We start from the raw sequence: 19,798 nt of genomic DNA, 5'->3' as shown, positions 1-19,798 counted from the left end.
TTTCATTCGATTTCAAGAACTCCAAAGCCAACGAGGAGGAGCACCATGGAAACCCTGTTCGAACTGATGCGCAATGCCTATCACAGCACCCCGCAGGGCTGGGTCGGCGTCCCGCTGATCTACATGTATATGGCGCTGATCGTGGGCACTGCCCTCTATCGCATTCGCCAGCACAAGAACCACCACTAGGCGGATACTCCGCGCCGGATGTCACCACTTTCCGGCCGGTGGTCAAGCAGATTTTCGCGAAAGGGCCAAGACGTCAGACCTGTCTGACGTCTTGGCCCTTTCGCGTTTGGCAAAAGGCAGCAACGCCGAAACACGTCCCCGTCTGCAACTCGGCAGGCACAGCGCGCGAACCGTCACGCCGCATGCGCCTATCCCCTACTCGGCAGAGCCGCCACCCGGCAGCCCCACCGAGGCTCCCCGCTTGAGAGGCGGGTTTCCGCCGCCGAGCGCATCCTCCCACATATCGCGGCGATGGCACGGCCCGGCGGCAGAGACAATGCTTCCGTCGTCGGCTAGTCCGCCCGCAGAATCACCGAAAAGGCCGAACACACCACCCACGCGGGCATGCCCGGCGCAAAGGCGCCCACGCGCAGGCTGTCCACGGTGACGATGGCGCAGATTTCCGTCCCGTCCTCCAGACGTACCACAACTTCCGCCGATACGTCGCCAAGGCCGACGCGCTCCACCACACCCGAAAAGACATTCCCAGACGCCACGGCGGGGCGCTGCGCCCCCGGAACGACCACCACCCACGGGGCCTTGATCTCCGCGGCCAGCAGCACGCCGGGGCGAATGCCCAACGCCTCCACGCTGTCGTTGGTCACCACGCTCGACACGTCGTGCCCGCCCAGTGTGCGCAGGGTCACCATCGACTGGATGCCACCGCGCGTCACGTCCACCACCTTGCCGTAGAAGGCGTTGCGCGCACTCGTGCGCCGGTCGGCCTCCTTCTCCACGGTCATGCGCTGGATGCGGCGCACATCGACATCCGAAAAATCCATCAGCGCGGCGGTGAGGTCCGCCGAGGCCTGCCCCAGAATGGCCTGCACCACGGTCAAGGGCACGTCCTGCCGCAGCAGTTCGATGGCACGGGAGCGCCGCAGCACCGAGGGGTTGCCGAACTCCTTGGGAAGCCCCAGCTCCTGCGCCCGCTCGTAGAACTTGCGACGCACGTGCCCCGGATCGAGGCTCAACAGCCGCCCCCGCCACGGTGCAAAATCCTCGGATTCCACGGCCTCGCGAAGCTCACCCGCCACGTCGCCGGGCAGGCTCACCTCGCGCCGCTCGCGCCCGAGGCGGCACACGCCGGTCGCGGCATCGAAATCGCGCAGTTCGTCAAGGGCCAACACCTCGCCAAGCTTGGCTCCCGTATGCCGCAGCACAAGGAAGACCAGACACAGCCGCCTGCGCGACACGCGAACGTCGCGGCGCGGCGAGTCCACGGCCCAGCGGCGAAACGAGGCGGCCAGCGCCTCCAGCTGCACCGTGTCGAGATGCTTCACGTCCCTCGGAATGGAAAAGATGCGCGCCGGATTCACTCTGCGCCCGACGCCGAACTGCTCACCCATGCACCCGTCCTCCGTATCGGAAAAACCATTGCTGCGGATGCCACGCCCCCTTCGCGACCAAAATACCCCATCATCCGGCAATACGCAGCCGCCGCCCCCGCAGCCGCCGCGCCCCCGAACATCACCGAGCCCGGCTTGCCATGCGGACGCCGAGCATCGCGCAAGCTATCCCCCCGTAAAGATTCCTGTCAACGCACCGTTGCATGGGCAACTTACACGAATACACTTTTTTTCGTGACAATTCATTCGAGAGCACCTAGCATTGAATCACGAGGCGGGCACAAGGAGGCACCCATGCAGTTCACGGTTTCCGGCGTTGACGTCGCAGTATGGATTCCACCACTCACGGCCTTCGCCATCTCCTTCTTCACGTCCATGGGCGGCATGTCCGGGGCCTTCCTGCTGTTGCCCTTCCAGATGTCGATCCTCGGCTTCACCTCGCCCTCGGTCAGCGCCACCAACCAGCTCTTCAACATCGTCGCCATTCCAAGTGGCGTGATGCGCTATGCCCGCGAAGGGCGCATGGTCTGGCCGCTCACGTGGGCGGTCGTCTTCGGCACGCTGCCCGGCGTTCTCATCGGTGCGGTGGCCCGCGTCCACTGGCTACCGGACCCCGTGCGCTTCAAGCTCTTCGCCGGGCTGGTGCTCCTCTACATCGGCGTCCGCATGGCCCGCGACCTCGTCTCCAACAGACAAAACGGTGCCGAACGTCGCTTCCGCGCCAATGTCCGCTCCGGTGCCGCCGCAGGAAAGGTCGACATTCTCGAAGCGTCCGCCACCCGCATCCGCTTCGCCTTCAACGGCGAAACCTTCACCGTGCGTACCCCCGCCCTCGTGGCGCTCACGTTCACCGTCGGCATCGTCGGCGGCGTCTACGGCATCGGCGGCGGCGCCATCATCGCCCCCTTCTTCGTTTCCATCCTCGGCATCCCCGTCTACGTGGCCGCAGCACCGGCCCTCATGGGCACCTTCGTCACCTCCATCGCCGCCGTGGCCTTCTACCAGCTCCTCGCCATCCTCAACCCCACCCTGTCCATCGCCCCGGACTGGGCGCTCGGCATCCTCTTCGGCATCGGCGGAGCACTCGGCATGGCCCTCGGCGCACGCTGCCAGAAGCACGTCCCCGCCAAGGCCATCAAGCTCATGCTCTGCGCCGTCATCGTCACCACCGCCACCCGCTACATCGTCGCGTTCTTCCTCTAGGGCCGTAATGCGTCACGCCACGGCATAAGCCGTGGCGTCACCGGGGCCGGGACGTATCGCTCCCTGCCACGCGTAAGGCGTTGGCTCCGCCGTCGCTGTGTCTGGGCGTATCGTTCGTTGCCATATGCAAGACGTAGGCTCCGCCAGCCAAGGGGCCGCTGGCCCCCTGGACCCCCGACTTGCGATGGACGTGGCCGCCCTGCGCCGACCTTTGGGCTTTGCCCAAAAATCCCCCCATATAAGGATTCTCAAGGGAATGATGTGAATTGCCATTCACATTATTCCCTTGGCTGGGGTCGGGGCAAAGCCCCGGCCGCCGAAGGCCAGAATTGGCCGCTATTTTTCATCCAAAGCCTTTTGCCAAGCGCTATTTCGAAGTTTTTCAATTTATCACATTTATGTTAATTTATATGTGTCAATTCTTGGCATTTATGTTAATTTTATAACAACACAACATGCACGTTTTGTCGGCCTTCCAAACAAAACGCTGCGAATACGCATAGTTATATATTTTGGCCCACATGTTGCTTTAGTTGGGGCATCGGCGCCTGAAACGCAGGCAACCACACGAACCCGCCGCTGGCGGTTGCACCATGGAGGTGCCCCATGTCCCCGTTCTGGTTCAGTCCGAAACGCCCGCTGTCTGTGCCGTTTCTGGCCGCGACGCTGTTGGCCGTCCTCGCCACCCTGCCCCATGCGGCGCATGCCGCCGAGGGCACCGAAGCGCTCAGCCAGTTCAACGCCAACATCCTGTGGACGCTCATCGCCGCGATACTGGTCATGTTCATGCAGGCGGGCTTCGCCATGGTGGAGACCGGATTCACGCGCGCCAAGAATGCCGGAAACATCATCATGAAGAACTTTCTGGATTTCTCGGCCGGGTCCGTGGCGTTCTTTCTGGTGGGCTTCGGCCTCATGTTCGGCGGCAGCATCGCCGGGCTGCTTGGCGGCAGCGACTTCGCGCTCATCGGCGTGGACGCCACCACGCCCGAAGGCATGTGGACGCTGACCTTCTGGTTCTTCCAGAGCGTGTTCGCGGCCACCTCGGCGACCATCGTCTCCGGCGGCGTGGCCGAGCGCATGAAATTCCCGGCCTACATCACGGTCAGCATGATCGTCACGGCGCTCATCTACCCCGTGTCCGGCCACTGGTGCTGGGGCGGACTGTGGGGCACCGAGGGCGGCTGGCTCGAACGCATCGGCTTCATCGACTTCGCCGGATCGACGGTGGTCCACTCCGTGGGCGGATGGCTCGCCCTTGCCGGTGCGCTGGCCGTTGGTCCCCGCGTGGGCAAGTACAACGATGACGGCAGCGCCAACGCCATTCGCGGCCACAACCTGCCGCTGGCCTCGCTTGGCGTGTTCATCCTGTGGTTCGGCTGGTTCGGCTTCAACCCCGGCTCCACCACCGTGGCCGACGGCACCATCGGCTACATCGCGGTCAACACCTCGCTGGCCGGAGCGGCCGGTGCGCTGGGCGCCATGATCACCGCGTGGACGCGCTACGGACACCCCGATCCGTCCATGACCCTCAACGGCGCGCTGGCAGGGCTGGTGGCCATCACGGCGGGCTGCTTCGAACTCTCGCCCATCGGCTCGCTGATCACCGGCTTCGGCGGCGGCGTACTGGTGGTGCTCTCCGTGGTGTTCATCGACACGGTGCTTCGCATCGACGACCCGGTGGGCGCGGTTTCCGTGCACGGCGTGTGCGGAGCGTACGGAACGCTCATGGTCGGCCTCATGGCCGCGCCGGGCTACGGATCGAACGTCGGCCTGCTCTACGGCGGCGGCTTCGGACTTCTGACGACGCAGCTCATCGGCGTTGGAGCAGTGTTCTGCTGGGCCTTCGGCATGGGCGTGGTCACCTTCGCCGTGGTCAAGGCCGTGATGGGCCTTCGCGTGAAGGAAAACGAGGAACTGCGCGGGCTCGACATCGTCGAGCACGGCACGGAGTCCTACGGCGGATTCCAGATCTTCACCACCGAATGACGCACGGGAGACAAACCATGAAACTCGTCATCGCATACATCAGGCCGGAAAGGCTGAACGCAGTGAAAAAGGCGCTCTACGCGCGGGATATCTTCAGCATGACCGTAACCAACGTCCTCGGCAGCGGCCGCCAGAAGGGATTCGTGGAAACCTACCGCGGCCTGCCGGTGGAAGTGAACCTGCTCAAGAAGGTGCGCCTCGAAATCGGCGTGAACGACAACTTCGAGGATGCGGCCATCGAGGCCGTAAGCGAAGGCGCACACACCGGTAGCGAGGGCGACGGCGTGATCTTCGTCCTCGACATCGCCCGCTCCCTGCGTATCCGCACCGGCGAAACGGACATCGCCGCCGTGGCCGCCACGCGCGTCACTGCCTAGCTTTCCCTCACCCCCCACATGCGGCCCGGAACCGGCATCAACGCCGTTCCGGGCCGCACGCATGTCATGGGGCACCCGCCCGCTCCCCGCATGGCGCATACCCGCGCCGCCCCCTTGCAAAGTTCCCGCATCAGGCGCATTGACTGGGAAGAACCGCCCGTCGGCGCATCCAGCGTGCCCTGATCGCAAGGCGCATGCCGCCCCCGGACGAAACGCGTCATGTTGGAGGTTCCATGTTTCGCATCCGCCCCATCTACGACACACGGCTGCCCGTCGATCAGGCCGCCGTGGCCCGCTCGCAGGAAATCCTTCGCGAACGCTTCTCCCTCGTGGCCGACAGCGAAATCGCCCAGCTTCCGGAACTCTTGAGCAATCCGTTCCTCAAGCACTACCGCTCCATCCTCTTCGTGGCCGAGAAGGCCCGCGCAGGGGTGCAGGGCTTCGCGCTTCTGTGTCACTTCCCGGATTTGCATTTCTGTTATTTAGATTTCATCTCCGTGAGCGTGGAGCATGGCGGGCGCGGTGTCGGTTCCGCCCTGTACGAACGCATCCGTGAGGAAGCCCTCGCCCTTGGGGATACGGCCCTCTTCTTCGAGTGCCTGCCCGACGACCCGGCGCTGTGCGCCGAACCGGACACGCTGCGGGACAACATCGCCCGCCTCAAGTTCTACGAGCGCTACGGCGCGCGGCCCATCATCGGCACGGCCTACGAGACGCCCCTCACCCCCGGCGGGGACTGCCCGCCCTATCTGGTGGCGGACCCGCTGGGCAGGCCGCTGCACATCCCGCGCGGGCGCATCCGCAAGATCGTGCGCGCCATCCTCACCCGCAAATACGCGGACACCTGCTCGCCCGAGTACATCGACATGGTCGTGGAGTCGTTCACCGACCCGGAGGTGCGCCTGCGCGACCCGCGCCACGTCCTGCCCGAGGCAGCGCAGGCCAGCGCCATCAAGCGGCGCAGCGCAGACGCGGGCATCGTCATGGTCATCAACGACCGCCACCAGATCCACCACATGCGCGAACGGGGCTACGTGGAGTCCCCGGTGCGCGTGTCGAGCATCCAGACGGCCCTCGAACGCACGGAACTCTTCGACGTCCTTGCCCCCCGGCAGTACCCGGAAAACGTCATTACCGCCGTGCACGACAAGGACTTCGTGGCCTACCTCAAGAAGATCTGTTCGCGCCTGCCGGAAAACAAGTCGCTCTACCCCTACGTGTTTCCGGTGCGCAATGCCTCGCGCCCCCCGCGCGAGCTTCCGGTCCGCGCCGGATACTACTGCATCGACACCTTCACGCCCCTCAACGCCAACGCCTACGCCGCAGCCAAGCGCGCCGTGGACTGCGGCCTCACCGCCGCCGACGCGCTTACCGAGGGCCGCAGGCTGGCCTACGCGCTGGTACGCCCGCCCGGACATCACGCGGAGCGCCGCGTGTTCGGCGGCTTCTGCTACTTCAACACGGCGGCCATCGCGGCGCACAGACTCTCGAAGCTCGGACGCGTGGCGGTCCTCGACATCGACTACCACCACGGCAACGGCACGCAGGACATCTTCTACGCCCGGCGCGACGTGCTCACCATCTCCATCCACGGGCACCCGCGCTTCGCCTACCCCTACTTCAGCGGCTTCGCCGAGGAGCTGGGCGTGGGCGAGGGACTGGGCTGCAACCGCAATTTCCCGCTCATGGAGCGCGTGACCGGCGAGCAGTACGCCTCGGTACTGCGTCGCGCGCTCGACCTCATCCGAGACTTCGAACCCATGTTTCTAGTGGTGGGGCTGGGGCTGGATACCGCCAAGGGCGATCCCACGGGAACGTGGAACCTCGCGGCAAAAGACTTCGCGGAGAATGGGCGGCTCATCGGCAGCCTCGGCCTGCATACCCTCGTGGTGCAGGAAGGCGGCTACCGCATCCGCTCGCTGGGCACCAACGCCCGCAACTTCTTCCTCGGTCTGTTCGAGGGCGCCAGCCGCTCCATCCGCAGCTAGCGCCCCGAAACATCACCGATGGCACCCCTTGCAGGCCACGGGACCTGCGTTGTGCCCCTCGGCGGAACGTTCGGCGTGGCAGCCCCGGCAGCTCGCCGGGCTGTCGTGGAAGGCGTTTTTGAAATAGCGACCGGAAGCCTTCTCGCGCGGGCAGTGCGGGGCCACCATGTCGTGGCATCCGGCGGACGAGCACCTTTCCGCCGCGCCAAGGCTCTCCATGGTGTGATGGCACAGGCCGCAACGCATGTGCCCATGGCGCGAATGGACGAAGGTCACCGCAGGCATCTGGGCGCGAAGCCCATGCGGACGCGCCACGACGACGCTGTCCGGCCGCGCGACGGGCATGGTGTTGGACAAGGCGCAAAACGGCACCAAAAGGCAGACCAGAACGACAAGGACACCGGCCACGCCGCGCCATGCGGCGCGCACCGGGACGTGAAGCGATGCGTCGACGGTTCCGCGCGCGGAACCACGCATGCCCATGGATGACATGAAAGACGAACTCCTCCGGTCCCGACTCGCCGCCGTACAGGCGGACTCGCCAACGGGACCGTATGATGCGTGAACAAAAAAGGCGGGCGGACCGGGGTGGGCCGCAGCGCTCGCGACGTCGCTCGCCGTGGGCGAGGCGTATCGTTCGTTGACCGATGCAAGCCGTAGGCTCCGCCGGCCAAGGGGCCGCTGGCCCCTTGGAACCCCGACATGCGATAACCGTGGGTGCCCTAGGCGCACCGTGCGGCTTTGCGCGACGAAGCCCTAATGAGGATTGTCAAGGAAATCATTTCCTTGACTGGGGTCCGGGGCAAAGCCCCGGCCGCCGGAGGCCTTCACCTCGACGGCCGGAGCGCTGAAAGGCGAATGCCTAGAACTGCACCTTGCTCACGGCGTCGAGGAAGTGGTCGTAGTCCTCTTCGGTATGGGCGAAGGACGTGAAGGAGCACTCGTAGCCCGAGGGCGCGAGGTTCACGCCGTTGGCGCGCATCTGGCGGTAGAAGCTGGCATAGCGCTCGCCGTCGGCCTTGCGGGCGCTGTCGAAGTCCGTGATCTCCTCGCGGGTGAAGAAGACCGTGAACAGGGAAGCGATGGTGTTCACCGTCACCGGTACGGACTTCTCCATGAAGAGGCCGGTCATCTCGTCCACGAGCTTCACGGTGCGGCGTTCGAGGGCGCCGTAATCGGCCTGTTCGAGCAGGCGCAGCGTGGCAAGACCGGCGGCCATGGCCACGGGGTTACCGGACAGGGTTCCGGCCTGATACACGTCTCCGCTGGGGGCCACGCGCTCCATAATCTCGCGCTTGCCGCCGTAGCAGCCCACGGGGTAGCCACCGCCGATGATCTTGCCGAGGGTGGTCAGGTCCGGGGTGATGCCGAAGCGCTTCTGCGCGCCGCCGAAGGACACGCGGAAGCCGGTGATGACTTCGTCGAAGATGAGCAGTGCGCCGTACTGCTCGGTCACGGCACGCAGGCCCTTGAGGAAGCCGTCTGCGGGCAGGACAAGGCCCATGTTGCCCGCGCAGGGTTCCACGATGACGGCGGCGATGTCGCTACCATGGGCGGCGAACAGGGCCTTGACGGCGTCGAGGTCGTTGTAGGGGGCAAGCAGGGTGTGGGCCACGGTCTCGGCCGGAACGCCAGGCGTGCCGGGAATGGACAGGGTGGCCAGACCGGAACCGGCGCTGGCGAGGAAGCTGTCGGAGTGACCATGGTAGTTGCCCATGAACTTCACGACCTTGCTGCGGCCGGTGTAGCCGCGCGCGAGGCGCAGGGCGCTCATGGTGGCCTCGGTGCCGGAGCTGACCATGCGCACCATCTCGATGGACGGCACGGCGTCGACAACGGCCTTGGCCATCTCGACCTCAAGGGCGCAGGGAGCGCCGAAGCTGGTGCCCTTTGCGGCGGCCGCTGCTGCGGCGGCGTTGACCTCGGGGTGCCCGTAGCCGAGGAGCATGGGGCCCCACGACATGACGAAATCGACCAGTTCGTCACCGTCCACGGTGGTCAACCGCGATCCGCGAGCGCTGTCGATGAAGATGGGGTCCACGCCCACGCTGAGGCAGGCGCGCACCGGGCTATTCACGCCGCCCGGGATGAGCGTCTTGGCCTGCTCGAACAGTTCCTGTGATTTGCTCATTGCTGTTGTCTCCGGCCCGAGTCCACGGCCCGCCCGACAAGAGCGGAAACGCGCCCGAAGCCTCGCCCCCCTGCGAAAAAGATATCGCGGACGCGCAGTGCGGGGGATTGCACAGGGTGGGCGTCCACGCGGGTTCCTTGGTCCGCCGTGTCCCGGCCGGGCCGGAAGCGTCGGCTAGAAGTATTTCATGGAGGACTTCTTGAGTTCCTTCACGCTTTCGAGCACGTCGTACTGGGTCACGCCGGTGGCGGCGATGATCTCCTCGACAACGAGCTTGTAATCGTCTGGATTCTGGCCGTGAATCATGGTGTAGATATTGTAGGGCCAGTCCATGCAGTTACGGCGGTGATAGCAGTGCGACACTTCGGGGCGTGCGGCCATGATGGCACCGACCTCGTCGATGTCCAGATCCGCCTCCACATACCACGCGACCATGGCGTTGTGGGCGTATCCGGCCTTCTGATGCCGAAGGGTGGCTCCGAAGCGACGGATGGCGCCGTCGGCCTTGAGGCCGCGCACGAGGTCGAGAACCTCCTGCTCGGTCACGCCCGCCTCGGCGGCGATATCCGCGAAGGGCGTCGGGCTGTCGGGCAGGGTGCCCTGAATCCTGCGCAGTATCGTGCGCTGCATATCCGTGAACGTGCGTGCTGCCATGCTGTATATCCTCGCGTTTGGGATGCATCCTGCGGAGAACCGCCGGACGGACCTGTGATACCGGAGCCTTGAGGCCGTTGCAACCGCCAACCTTGCCTTGGCAGGTGGCGCGGGATATGTACTCTCCGGAAATCCTAGGAAACAGGCTCGAAGCGCCGCAGAACCAGCAAAAAGGAGAATGCCGCATCATGAAGATCGCCGTCATCGGCGCGGGTGCGTGGGGAACCACACTCGCCAACGTCTGCGCCCGCAAGGGACACGACACCATCCTCTGGTCCCGCCAGCACGACATGGTCTCGCGCCTCAACCGGGAGCACGAGAACTCGTGGTACCTCCCGGGCATCGCCCTTGATCCGCGCCTCACCGCAACGACGGACATGGCGCACGCCAGCGAGAACGCCGAAATCTTCCTGTGGGCCGTCCCCGCGCAGTTCACCCGGCAGGCCATGGAAAACTGCGTGGAGCACCTGCCCTCGCGGCCGATCATCGTCTGCGCCAGCAAGGGCATCGAACTTTCCACGCACATGACCATGTCACAGGTGGTGGACGACGTGCTGGGCGATCTGCGACCGCACTACGCCATGCTGTCCGGCCCGTCCTTCGCGGACGAGGTCAGCCGCGACATCCCCACCACCGTCACCCTCGGCTGTGCGGACGAGAAGCGCGGCCGCGCCATCCGCGACGCGCTCTCCACCGAGCACTTCCGCATCTACACCACCACGGACTATCGCGGCGTGGAACTCGGCGGCGCATTCAAGAACATCATCGCCATCGCGGCGGGCATCGCCGACGGGCTCGACTTCGGCTCCAACGCCCGGGCGGCCCTCATCACGCGCGGGCTGACCGAAATGAGCCGCCTCGGCGTGGCGCTCGGCGCGCGGGCAGAGACCTTTCAGGGCCTATCGGGCCTTGGCGACCTCGTGCTGACCTGCACGGGCGACGCCTCGCGCAACCGGCAGGTGGGCTTGCAGATCGGCCGTGGCCGAAAGCTGGTGGACATCCTCGGCGAGATGCGCTCCGTGGCCGAGGGCGTGAAGACCACCGAGGCCGTGCACTCCCTCGCCATGGAGCTTGGCGTGGATCTGCCCATCACCAGCGAGCTCCATCAGGTGCTCTACGAGGACAAGTCTCCCCGGCAGGCCGTGGCGGAACTCATGACCCGCGACCTGCGCGACGAATAGGACATCTCGCGGACGCAGCATATCGCGCACGGCATGGCGAGCCGCCACGGCCCGCCATGCACTATGCCTCGACTCCGGGTTGGCAAGATGCTACAAGCCCCGGAAAAAGGGGGGTGGCCTACCAGGGTTATCTTCCTTTCCCGCCCGGTCGCTTTTGACTCGGTGGTCGAATGGCGTTTCCCCCCGGGCGGGTTTTTCAAGAAAGCGTGCGCACTGCGCCCGCCATCTCCATGGAGGCTTTCAGTGGACAAGCTACAGCAGCAGGCATTGCAGGTAACGAAGGAGATCGTTGTCAAGTTCATCGAGACGGGACGCATCTCCCCCACCAACTTCTCGGAGTTCTTCTCCAGCATCTACAGAGAGGTTCTGGCCACCATCTCGAACGACGACAACGCGCCCACCGAGCGCTAAACATCTCCGAGGCTCCACTCCCATGCAGAACATCGACCACGCCAGACACGCCGGACGGGTCGCCGGCATGTTCGGACGCATCGCCGACTGGTACGACTTCCTCAATCACTTCCTGAGCCTCGGGCTGGACATCTACTGGCGCTACCGGCTGGTGCGCATGCTGCGCCCCGGTCCCACCCGCCGCGTTCTCGACCTCGCCGCCGGCACGCTGGACGTGTCCCTCGAAATCCTCCGGCAGCACCCCGGCACGCAGGTCCTGTCCATGGACTTCGCGAAGCCTATGCTGCTCAAGGGCCGCCGCAAGCTCAAGCCCGGCACCCACGCGAACATTCTTCCCGTGCTGGCCGATGGCCGGAACATCCCCCTGCCCGGCCACAGCGTGGACAACGTCACCATCGCCTTCGGCATCCGCAACATCCGTCCCCGCGAGGACGCCTACGCCGAAATGCTGCGCGTGCTGGTGCCCGGCGGGCGCATGTGCATCCTCGAATTCGGCTCGGGCCGCAATCGCATCTGGAAGGGCCTCTACAATTTCTATCTGAACAAGCTCCTGCCCCTCATCGGCAGGGTCTTCTCCGGCGACGAAAAGGCCTACGCCTACCTCGCCGACACCATCTGCGCCTTCCCCACCGCGCCGGAACTGGCCGATGAAATCCGCGCCGCAGGCTTCGAGCAGGTGTACCACGTACCGCTCATGTCGGGCATCGTGAACATCCACGTAGCCCGCAAGGCCGCGGCGGCCGAAGCGCCCGCCCCCGCACCCGCCGCGCGCGTCACCGACGCCGACGGACGCTCCGCCCTCGAATTCAACGCGCAGGCCGTGGCCGTCGCCCTCGCAGGGCTTGACATGGCCGCCCGCGCGCACGAAGCGACCGCCACCGAGGACGCGCCCGAAGCCGCGCAGCCCACCGAGACGACCGCACCCGCGGCACCGGCGAAGGCCGAGGTCCCCAAAGCGGAACCGGTTGCGGAACCCGTGGCACCGAAGGCCGAAGCGCCCGCCGACAAGGCCCCGGCCTCCGAACCCGTCGTCGAGACTCCCGTGACGACCGAGGAGCCAAAGTCCAAGATGCCCGAGGCTGCGAAGACGGAACCCGCCAAGGCGGCTCCGGCGCAGGCGGCACCGAAAAAGGCCTCGAAGAAGACCACGACGACGAAGGGCACGAAGGCGGCCGCCAAGGCAGCAAACGAAACGAATTCGGCCGCGGCGAAGAAGCCCGCGGCCAAGACGAAAAAGAAGAAGGCGACGACCAAGAAGGCCGCGCCCGCGAAGAAGAAGTAACGACGCGCCGGGATCAGGACCGCGCGAACCAGACCAGCAGCAGCCCGAGAATGGCTGCCGTAAGCCCGAGCGTACGCAGCTCGGACGGAGGTCTGTCGGCCAGTGCACGCAAAATGCGCTGCATGTGGTTGGCGGCCAATGCGTAGAAGACGCCTTCGAAGACGAACGCAAGCCCGATCGCTGCGGTGAAGAGCTTCCAGTCGAACTGCATGCGTCAACCTACATTCGCCGCCCCGCCGTGTCCACTCCCGCGCGTTGCGCCCCAGTGGGAAATATCAAGGAGCATCAAGAGCATGACGACATTCGAACAGCTTGCCAGCAAGCAGAAGCCGCTGGCCGTGGTCGGTCTGGGTTACGTGGGCCTGCCGCTTGCGGTGGCCCTGTCCCGCCATTTCCAGATCATCGGCTTCGACATCTCCGCCCGCCGCGTGGATGAGCTGCGCAAGGGCACCGACCGCACCGGCGAAGTGGCCCCCGACAGGCTCACCGCCGCGGAGATCGAATACACCTGCGACCCCGCCGACCTGCGCCGCGCGGGGCTGATCATCGTGGCCGTGCCCACGCCCATCGACGCCAACCGCCGTCCGGACCTGACTCCCGTCACCGGTGCCAGCCGCACCGTAGGCGAGAACCTGTCCCCGGACACGGTCATCGTCTACGAGTCCACGGTCTACCCCGGCCTCACCGAGGACATCTGCGTGCCCATCATCGAGGAGCGTTCCGGCCTGACCTGTGGCCGCGACTTCTTCGTGGGCTACTCGCCGGAGCGCATCAACCCCGGCGACAAGGTGCACACCCTCGAAACCATCGTGAAGATCGTGGCCGGTCAGAACGAGGAAACCGCCGACCTGCTTGCCCGCGTCTACGGCACTGTGGTCGCGGCGGGCGTTCACCGCGCGTCGAGCATCAAGGTCGCCGAGGCGGCCAAGGTCATCGAGAACACCCAGCGCGACCTCAACATCGCGCTCATGAACGAGCTGGCGCTCATCTTCGACCGCATGGGCATCGACACCATCGAAGTCCTCGAAGCCGCGGGCACCAAGTGGAACTTCCTGCCCTTCCGTCCGGGTCTGGTGGGCGGTCACTGCATCGGCGTGGACCCCTACTACCTGACCTTCAAGGCCGAAGAGATGGGCTTCCACCCGCAGGTCATCCTCGCCGGTCGCGAGATCAACGACTCCATGGGCAAATGGCTGGCCGAATCCATGGTCAAGAAGCTCATCGGACGCGGCTGTCTCGTCAAGGGCGCGCGTGTGGGCATCCTCGGCCTCACCTTCAAGGAAAACGTGCCCGACCTGCGCAACACCAAGGTCGTGGACATCATCCACGAGCTTCGCGAATACGGCATCGAGATCGTCGTGCACGATCCCATGGCCGACCCCGAGGAAGCCCAGCGCGAATACGGCCTCACCCTCGCCGGACTCGACGAGTTCACGAATCTGGACGGCCTGTTCCTCGCCGTGTCCCACAGGCAGTACACGGAGCTTTCCGCCGAGCGCATCGCCGGATTCTTCGCCGATCCCGCCAAGGGCATGCTCATGGACATCAAGGGCTTTTTCGACCGCGCCGCCATCGAGGGCGCGGGCATGGGATACTGGCGGCTCTAGCCGCCACGGGAGGACGCGATGAGTGACGACATGCGTCGCATCATCTGCTGGCAGGACTGCTGAGCGGGCTATCGGGAGATGAGTTTGCATCTCCAGGATCTGCCGTCCGGCGGCCTCCTCGAGGCCGAGGTGGACTATGAAGGCCTGATCAAGGTCGACATCATCCTCCGCCACCGGGGCGCGAGCCTCGTCTCGCGCGAGCGCCTGCCCTCCGCCCACTACCTCGTGACGATCAGGAAGGACTGAGCGATGCTCGCCCTCGTTTTCGCCACCGCGCGCGAATGTTCGGCCGCCCTGCCCCAGCTCCATCCTGTGCCGGAGCAGGGCGGCTGGTTGCGCTCCGCCGTGTGCGGTCGCGACGCGTTCGTGCTGGTCACGGGCCTGTCCCCGATCAATGCGGGGCTGCATCTGGGACGTCTCGTCGCCTCGCAGTCCGGCATCGACGGAGTGCTGAACCTCGGCGTGGCCGGAACCCTCGACGACGCCGCGCTGCCCCTCGGGGCAGTCTGCGCGGCCAACGCCGAACTGTGGCCGGAGTATGGCCTCAACGGCCCGAACGGCACGGACCCGCAGGGCATCGGCTTTGCGCTACACGACGGCCCGGCGGGCCGCGTCTTCGACCGCATCGACCTCGACCCGGCCCACGCGGCCCGGGCCATGGGCCTGACGCTTCCAGCCCACTGGGCCCGCGCGGGCATGCTCACCGTGTCCGGCGTGACGGGCACGCCGCAGCGCCTGAGCATCCTGCGCGAGCGCTATCCCGACGCGCGGACCGAAGGCATGGAGGGCTTCGCCCTCGCGCTGGCCTGCGCGCAACTGGGGCTACCCTTCCTCGAAATCCGCACCGTGTCGAACCGCGTCGGTTCGCGCGCAGCAGAGGACTGGAACCTGCCCCAAGCCCTTGAGCGCCTCGCCGAAGTCGCCACAACGCTTCTCGGCGGCGCATCACCCGCCGGGACCGACGAACCGATCCCGTAAACGGGCGCGACGGCACTGCGCGACGACGCGGTAGCCACCGCCGCCCGACATATGGACGATACGATGAACACTCCCTTAAGCGTCGCCATTTCCCCGTGTCCCAACGACACGTTCATCTTTGCGGCATGGATCCTCGGCCTCGTGCCCGAGCGCCTGTCCCGCCCGGTCCGCTTCTTCTGGGCCGACGTGGAGGAGCTCAACCAGTCCGCCGCAGCGGGCCGCCACGACGTCATCAAGCTCTCCGCCGCAGCAGCCCTCGCCCTGTCCGACGACTACGAGATCCTGCCCTCGGGCGCGGCCTTCGGCCACGGCGCGGGACCGAAGCTCGTCACCCGGCCTGACGCACCCGCCACGCTACGCACCATCGCCGTACCGGGCCTGCACACCACGGCCTACACGGTGCTGCGCGCGGCCCTGCCGCAAGGCTTCACGCCCGTGCCCATGCTCTTCTCGGACATCGTGGACGCCGTGCGCGAAGGCCGAGTGGACGCCGGTCTCGTCATCCACGAGACGGCCCTCGTCTACGCCCGCCACGGCCTCGAACTGCGCATGGACCTCGGCGCATGGTGGAACGCGCAGGGCGTCAGCGCGCCCATCCCGCTTGGCGTCATCGCCGCCCGGCGCGACCTGCCGCCCGAGGACCGCGACGCCGTCGTGGCCACCATCCGCGCCAGCCTCGCCCACGCCCGCGCCGCCCGCGCCGACATATGGCCGCTGGTGCGCACGCTGGCGCAGGAACTCGACGACGAGACCCTTGAACGCCACATCGCCGCCTACGTGAACGATCTGAGCGACGATATGGGCGAAGCCGGACGCGCCGCCCTTGATCTGCTCTCCAGACTTGCCTCCGGCGCGTCTATCGGATAGGGACCACCCAGTTTCCGCTGACCACTATTGCCTTGCTATGCGGCAGGGTAACATGGATAATACACCGCCTATGCAGAAGATCATCGCCCTGTACCTTGAACGCGAGCTGCCGCGCATCAACGCGTTCCTTCAGGCAGAGACCGACAGGCTCGACGAAAGCGTCCGCCCGCCCATCCAGCATGTGCTCGCCGCGGGCGGCAAGCGCCTGCGCCCGTTGCTCACGCTCCTCGCCGCGCGCGCCCTCGGCGCCGAAGGCGACAAGGCCTATCCGCTGGCCTGCTCTCTGGAGATGCTCCACTCGGCAACCCTTCTGCACGACGACATTCTCGACGAGGCGGACCTGCGGCGCGGACGCAAGAGCGCGCACATCGTGTTCGGCCGCTCCGAGACCATCCTCGCGGGCGACGTGCTGCTGGCGCTGGCCAACCGCCTCGTGGCGGACTACGGACAGCCCCGGCTCACGGCCATCCTCTCCGAGGCCATCATGCGCACCGCCGCTGGCGAGGTGAAAGAAATCGCCAACGTCCGCAACACGGAGCTGACCAACGAGGCCTATCTGGACATCATCACCGGCAAGACGGCCTATCTCTTTCAGGCGGCCTGTGAATGCGGAGCCATCATCGCCGGGTCCGGCCCCGAAATCGAACAGGCCGCGCACGACTACGGCCTCTACCTCGGCATCGCCTTCCAGCTGGTGGACGACGCGCTGGACTACGTGTCCCCGTCCGACGTCTCCGGCAAGCCCTCCGGCGGCGACCTGCGCGAAGGCAAGCTGACACTGCCGCTCATCGGCTATTTCAACTCCCTCCCGGCCGACCGGCGCGCGGAGCTGGAAGCTCGCTTCCGCGACAACGCCCTCTCCGAGGTGGAAACCGCTGCCATCCTCGACGAGATCACGCGGCTCGGCCTTGCGGACCGCACGCGCGAGGCCGCCGGTAAGTATGCGGAAAGGGCACGGGAAGCCCTGCGCTCATTCCCCGACCGTCCCGAGCGCGAGGTGCTCGACGCCATCCTGCACTACGTGCTGGCCCGGCAAAAATGATCGCGAAGCACAAGCGCCATGCATGAACACCTGAAGTCGGTCCTCACCACGGCCAGGCAAAGCCTGGAACAGACGTTCCCTCCCGCAATGGCGCAACTGCTGCGTGAGCTGGTCAAGCAGGAACCGAACTTCGAGGCCATCGCCAAGGTCATCCAACTAGACCCGGCCATGAGCGCGGCCATCCTCAATCTCGTCAATTCGCCGTTCTACGGCATGAGCCGCGGCATCACCGACCTCAAGCGAGCCGCCGTGGTCCTCGGCACGCGGGAGATCCTCAAGATCGCCCTGTCCGTGGCCTATCTCCAGTCCCGCTCCAGCATCTCCCGGCATGCAGGCCCGGAATCCTTCGCCAACTGGCGGATGGTGGTCTGGTCCGCCATCGCGGCGGAGCTGCTGGCGGAACGCCTCGCCCCGGAGGCCATGCACAAGGCCTACCTGTGCACCCTGCTCAAGGACATCTCCCTCGTTGCGCTGGCCGGAGCGGGTGAAACACCCCTGCCCAGCAGCACGCCCGGAACGCCACTCACGGCTCTCCAGCCGGGGCAACTCGAAGCCGAACGTGACCTGTGGTCCATCGACCACGGCGAACTCTCCACCGAACTGCTCTCCCTGTGGGGCATTCCGGATCTCGGCTGTGACGGCATCCGCCACCACCACGACCTCGCGGGCATCGACGGCCATCCGCCACTCACGCAGGCCATCATCCTCGCAACGCGCTGGGCGGAACTGGTCAACGACTGCGGAGACGTCCACTCCCCGGACTCCATCGTGCTGCTGGCGAACCTCACCCGCTACACCGCCGCCTACACGCCCGAGGAACTCAATCACCTGCGCCTGACCTGCCTCGAACGCTTCCGCTCCATGCTCGCCACCATCGGCATCGACGAGGCGCACCCGAGCCATCGCCTCTACGAGCATTCCGTCCAGTCCATGCAGAGCTTCCACTTCCAGAGCATGGAAATCGCCGGAACCGACGGCGGAACCGACGGTGTGGCCACCCTCGTCGCGCGCCAGCTGCGCTGGAACTTCGGCCTCGACGAATGGAACCTCGCCCTGCACGAACCGGGGCTGAACCGCTTCAGCCTCTACGCCTCCCGCCCCGGCAGCGGAGTCACGCCGCTTGGTGCGGCGCAGCAGCTCGACGACCTGCCATGGGACATCACCGGCCATCGCGTCGACCTCTCGGCCTTCGGCTCGCAGTGGGGCGAACTACGCCTGCGCGCCAACTGCCACGCCGACGAATCGGAACTCGGACTCTACGTCCGTTTCCTGAGCCGCGCCCTGGAGCAATACGCCAGACGGCAGGCGGTTCTCGTCTCCAAGGCCAGAACCTTGGACAATCTGCCCGTGGGCGTGGCGCGGCTCGATGCGCAGGGTCGCGTGGCCGAAATCAATCTCCGTCTGTTCGACCTGCTCGGCAACCCGCGAAACCCCAAGGGCCGCACCATGGCCGACTGCCTCGGGCAATCCGGCACGACGGTCCTCGGCGCGGACTGGGACAGCTTTCTCACCACCCCGAGGCGCACCGCGTTCAGCAAGATATTCTTTCTGAACAGCACAACGGACGATGCCCACTGCATGTACCTCTGTGCCCATCGGCAGACCGGGGGCGAAATTCTGTTCATGATCGAGGACATCACCGAACTCACCGCCGTGCAGAAGCAGGCGCTGCAGCACGGCGAATTCCTCGGCCAGATCGTGAAATCCATGCAGGACGTGGTGCTCACCGTCAGCGCAACGGGGCTCATCGCCTACGCTTCCCCCGCCTACGCGGACGACCTGACAGGTCGCAACCTCTTCGAGTGCGCCACCCCCGCCACGGAGGACTCCGCCATGTGGGGGCCGGAAGCCCTCGCCTCGGCCACGAGCCCCATCGAGGTTCTGCTGCGCCTCGACGCCAAGCGCAGCCTCAATCTCGAACTGGTCGTCAGCTCGCTCCTCGGCGCGATGGGCGGCACCCCGAGCTACCTTGTGGTGGGGCGCGACCTCACGGAAATCCGGCGGCTGGAAGACAAGCTGCGCAGGCAGGCCACCCGCGACGGTCTGACCGGCCTGTTCAACCACTACCAGTTCAATGCGCTGCTCGAACGCGAGATGCAACGCAGCCTCCGCACGGGCCGCCCCCTCGGTCTGTTGTTCTTCGACCTTGACGGGTTCAAGGAAATCAACGACACCCGGGGCCACCAGGCCGGTGACGAACTGCTGCGTGAAATCGCACAGGCTTTGCGTGCAACCATCCGCAAAGGCACGGATTTCCCCTGCCGCTACGGCGGCGACGAATTCGCCGTCATCGCCACAGAATCAAGTGCTTCGGGCCTCATGGCCCTTGCCGAACGCATCCACGCGTTCGTGTCGAACCGTTTTCGCGGCACCGTGGGCATGAGCATGGGCGCGGCCCTACTCGCTCCCCACGAAAAGCCCGAAGACCTCCTGCGCAGGGCGGACAAGGCCGCCTATGCCGCCAAGGCCGCGGGAGGCAATCGCATCTGTTGGGCGGACTGACCCCCGCCC

Annotated in this window: 19 protein-coding genes; 14 read left to right on the top strand and 5 right to left on the bottom strand. The window is 66.0% G+C overall.

Annotation, left to right across the window (positions count from 1 at the left end; genetic code table 11):
* Positions 1-45: 45 nt before the first annotated feature.
* A complete protein-coding gene (locus GGQ74_RS09450) occupies positions 46-189 on the top strand; it encodes a hypothetical protein (RefSeq protein ID WP_167941313.1) in 144 nt (47 codons plus the stop codon).
* A 332-nt stretch (positions 190-521) separates the two neighbouring features.
* Here the strand turns inward: GGQ74_RS09450 and GGQ74_RS09445 are convergent, their stop codons facing one another.
* Complete coding sequence (locus GGQ74_RS09445) at positions 522-1,577, bottom strand: TOBE domain-containing protein (protein WP_167941312.1); 1,056 nt, start codon at positions 1,575-1,577, stop codon at positions 522-524.
* A 294-nt stretch (positions 1,578-1,871) separates the two neighbouring features.
* On the opposite strand from GGQ74_RS09445, the gene GGQ74_RS09440 reads away from it, so the two are divergent.
* The 4 genes from GGQ74_RS09440 to GGQ74_RS09425 all read left to right on the top strand — a co-directional run bounded on the left by GGQ74_RS09440 (position 1,872) and on the right by GGQ74_RS09425 (position 7,134).
* Positions 1,872-2,780, top strand: coding sequence for a sulfite exporter TauE/SafE family protein (locus GGQ74_RS09440; protein ID WP_167941311.1), 909 nt, complete (start codon positions 1,872-1,874; stop codon positions 2,778-2,780).
* Positions 2,781-3,386: 606 nt separating this feature from the next.
* Entirely contained in the window at positions 3,387-4,769 is a 1,383-nt protein-coding gene (locus tag GGQ74_RS09435) for an ammonium transporter (protein WP_167941310.1), read from the top strand.
* 17 nt (positions 4,770-4,786) lie between these two features.
* Complete coding sequence (locus GGQ74_RS09430; protein ID WP_167941309.1) at positions 4,787-5,146, top strand: P-II family nitrogen regulator; 360 nt, start codon at positions 4,787-4,789, stop codon at positions 5,144-5,146.
* A 233-nt stretch (positions 5,147-5,379) separates the two neighbouring features.
* On the top strand, positions 5,380-7,134 hold the full coding sequence (locus GGQ74_RS09425; protein ID WP_167941308.1) for a histone deacetylase family protein: 1,755 nt from the start codon (positions 5,380-5,382) through the stop codon (positions 7,132-7,134).
* Between the two features lie 12 nt (positions 7,135-7,146).
* Here the strand turns inward: GGQ74_RS09425 and GGQ74_RS09420 are convergent, their stop codons facing one another.
* The 3 genes from GGQ74_RS09420 to ahbB all read right to left on the bottom strand — a co-directional run bounded on the left by GGQ74_RS09420 (position 7,147) and on the right by ahbB (position 9,919).
* Complete coding sequence (locus GGQ74_RS09420; protein WP_167941307.1) at positions 7,147-7,626, bottom strand: cytochrome c3 family protein; 480 nt, start codon at positions 7,624-7,626, stop codon at positions 7,147-7,149.
* A 370-nt stretch (positions 7,627-7,996) separates the two neighbouring features.
* Positions 7,997-9,265 carry a glutamate-1-semialdehyde 2,1-aminomutase gene (hemL, locus tag GGQ74_RS09415; protein WP_167941306.1) on the bottom strand — a complete coding sequence of 423 codons (1,269 nt, stop codon included), beginning with the start codon at positions 9,263-9,265 and terminating at the stop codon, positions 7,997-7,999.
* A gap of 174 nt (positions 9,266-9,439) precedes the next feature.
* On the bottom strand, positions 9,440-9,919 hold the full coding sequence (ahbB, locus tag GGQ74_RS09410; RefSeq protein WP_167941305.1) for a siroheme decarboxylase subunit beta: 480 nt from the start codon (positions 9,917-9,919) through the stop codon (positions 9,440-9,442).
* Positions 9,920-10,107: 188 nt separating this feature from the next.
* Between ahbB and GGQ74_RS09405 the strand changes: the two genes are divergently transcribed.
* The 3 genes from GGQ74_RS09405 to GGQ74_RS16485 all read left to right on the top strand — a co-directional run bounded on the left by GGQ74_RS09405 (position 10,108) and on the right by GGQ74_RS16485 (position 12,793).
* Entirely contained in the window at positions 10,108-11,100 is a 993-nt protein-coding gene (locus GGQ74_RS09405; protein ID WP_167941304.1) for an NAD(P)H-dependent glycerol-3-phosphate dehydrogenase, read from the top strand.
* Positions 11,101-11,343: 243 nt separating this feature from the next.
* Positions 11,344-11,511, top strand: coding sequence for a hypothetical protein (locus GGQ74_RS09400; RefSeq protein ID WP_167941303.1), 168 nt, complete (start codon positions 11,344-11,346; stop codon positions 11,509-11,511).
* 22 nt (positions 11,512-11,533) lie between these two features.
* Positions 11,534-12,793 carry a ubiquinone/menaquinone biosynthesis methyltransferase gene (locus GGQ74_RS16485; RefSeq protein WP_342448609.1) on the top strand — a complete coding sequence of 420 codons (1,260 nt, stop codon included), beginning with the start codon at positions 11,534-11,536 and terminating at the stop codon, positions 12,791-12,793.
* A 13-nt stretch (positions 12,794-12,806) separates the two neighbouring features.
* Here the strand turns inward: GGQ74_RS16485 and GGQ74_RS09390 are convergent, their stop codons facing one another.
* Positions 12,807-13,004 carry a DUF2065 domain-containing protein gene (locus tag GGQ74_RS09390; RefSeq protein ID WP_167941302.1) on the bottom strand — a complete coding sequence of 66 codons (198 nt, stop codon included), beginning with the start codon at positions 13,002-13,004 and terminating at the stop codon, positions 12,807-12,809.
* Positions 13,005-13,086: 82 nt separating this feature from the next.
* On the opposite strand from GGQ74_RS09390, the gene GGQ74_RS09385 reads away from it, so the two are divergent.
* The 6 genes from GGQ74_RS09385 (at position 13,087) to GGQ74_RS09360 (ending at position 19,789) form a co-directional block, all read left to right on the top strand.
* Positions 13,087-14,400, top strand: coding sequence for a nucleotide sugar dehydrogenase (locus GGQ74_RS09385; protein WP_209280144.1), 1,314 nt, complete (start codon positions 13,087-13,089; stop codon positions 14,398-14,400).
* 78 nt (positions 14,401-14,478) lie between these two features.
* Positions 14,479-14,646 (top strand): hypothetical protein, encoded by a 168-nt coding sequence (locus GGQ74_RS09380; RefSeq protein ID WP_167941301.1) that lies wholly within the window; start codon positions 14,479-14,481, stop codon positions 14,644-14,646.
* 3 nt (positions 14,647-14,649) lie between these two features.
* On the top strand, positions 14,650-15,378 hold the full coding sequence (mqnB, locus tag GGQ74_RS09375; protein ID WP_167941300.1) for a futalosine hydrolase: 729 nt from the start codon (positions 14,650-14,652) through the stop codon (positions 15,376-15,378).
* A 63-nt stretch (positions 15,379-15,441) separates the two neighbouring features.
* Complete coding sequence (locus GGQ74_RS09370; protein ID WP_167941299.1) at positions 15,442-16,245, top strand: 1,4-dihydroxy-6-naphtoate synthase; 804 nt, start codon at positions 15,442-15,444, stop codon at positions 16,243-16,245.
* Between the two features lie 52 nt (positions 16,246-16,297).
* Positions 16,298-17,287 carry a polyprenyl synthetase family protein gene (locus tag GGQ74_RS09365; RefSeq protein WP_245168225.1) on the top strand — a complete coding sequence of 330 codons (990 nt, stop codon included), beginning with the start codon at positions 16,298-16,300 and terminating at the stop codon, positions 17,285-17,287.
* Positions 17,288-17,305: 18 nt separating this feature from the next.
* Positions 17,306-19,789, top strand: a complete 2,484-nt coding sequence (locus GGQ74_RS09360; RefSeq protein WP_167941298.1) for a sensor domain-containing diguanylate cyclase — start codon at positions 17,306-17,308, stop codon at positions 19,787-19,789.
* The last annotated feature ends 9 nt before the right edge of the window (positions 19,790-19,798 follow it).

This window comes from Desulfobaculum xiamenense, from assembly GCF_011927665.1.
GTDB classification, from domain to species: Bacteria; Desulfobacterota; Desulfovibrionia; order Desulfovibrionales; family Desulfovibrionaceae; genus Desulfobaculum; species Desulfobaculum xiamenense.
The sequence above is the reverse complement of the archived record's forward strand: the minus strand, read 5'-3'. Positions and strand labels throughout refer to the sequence as shown.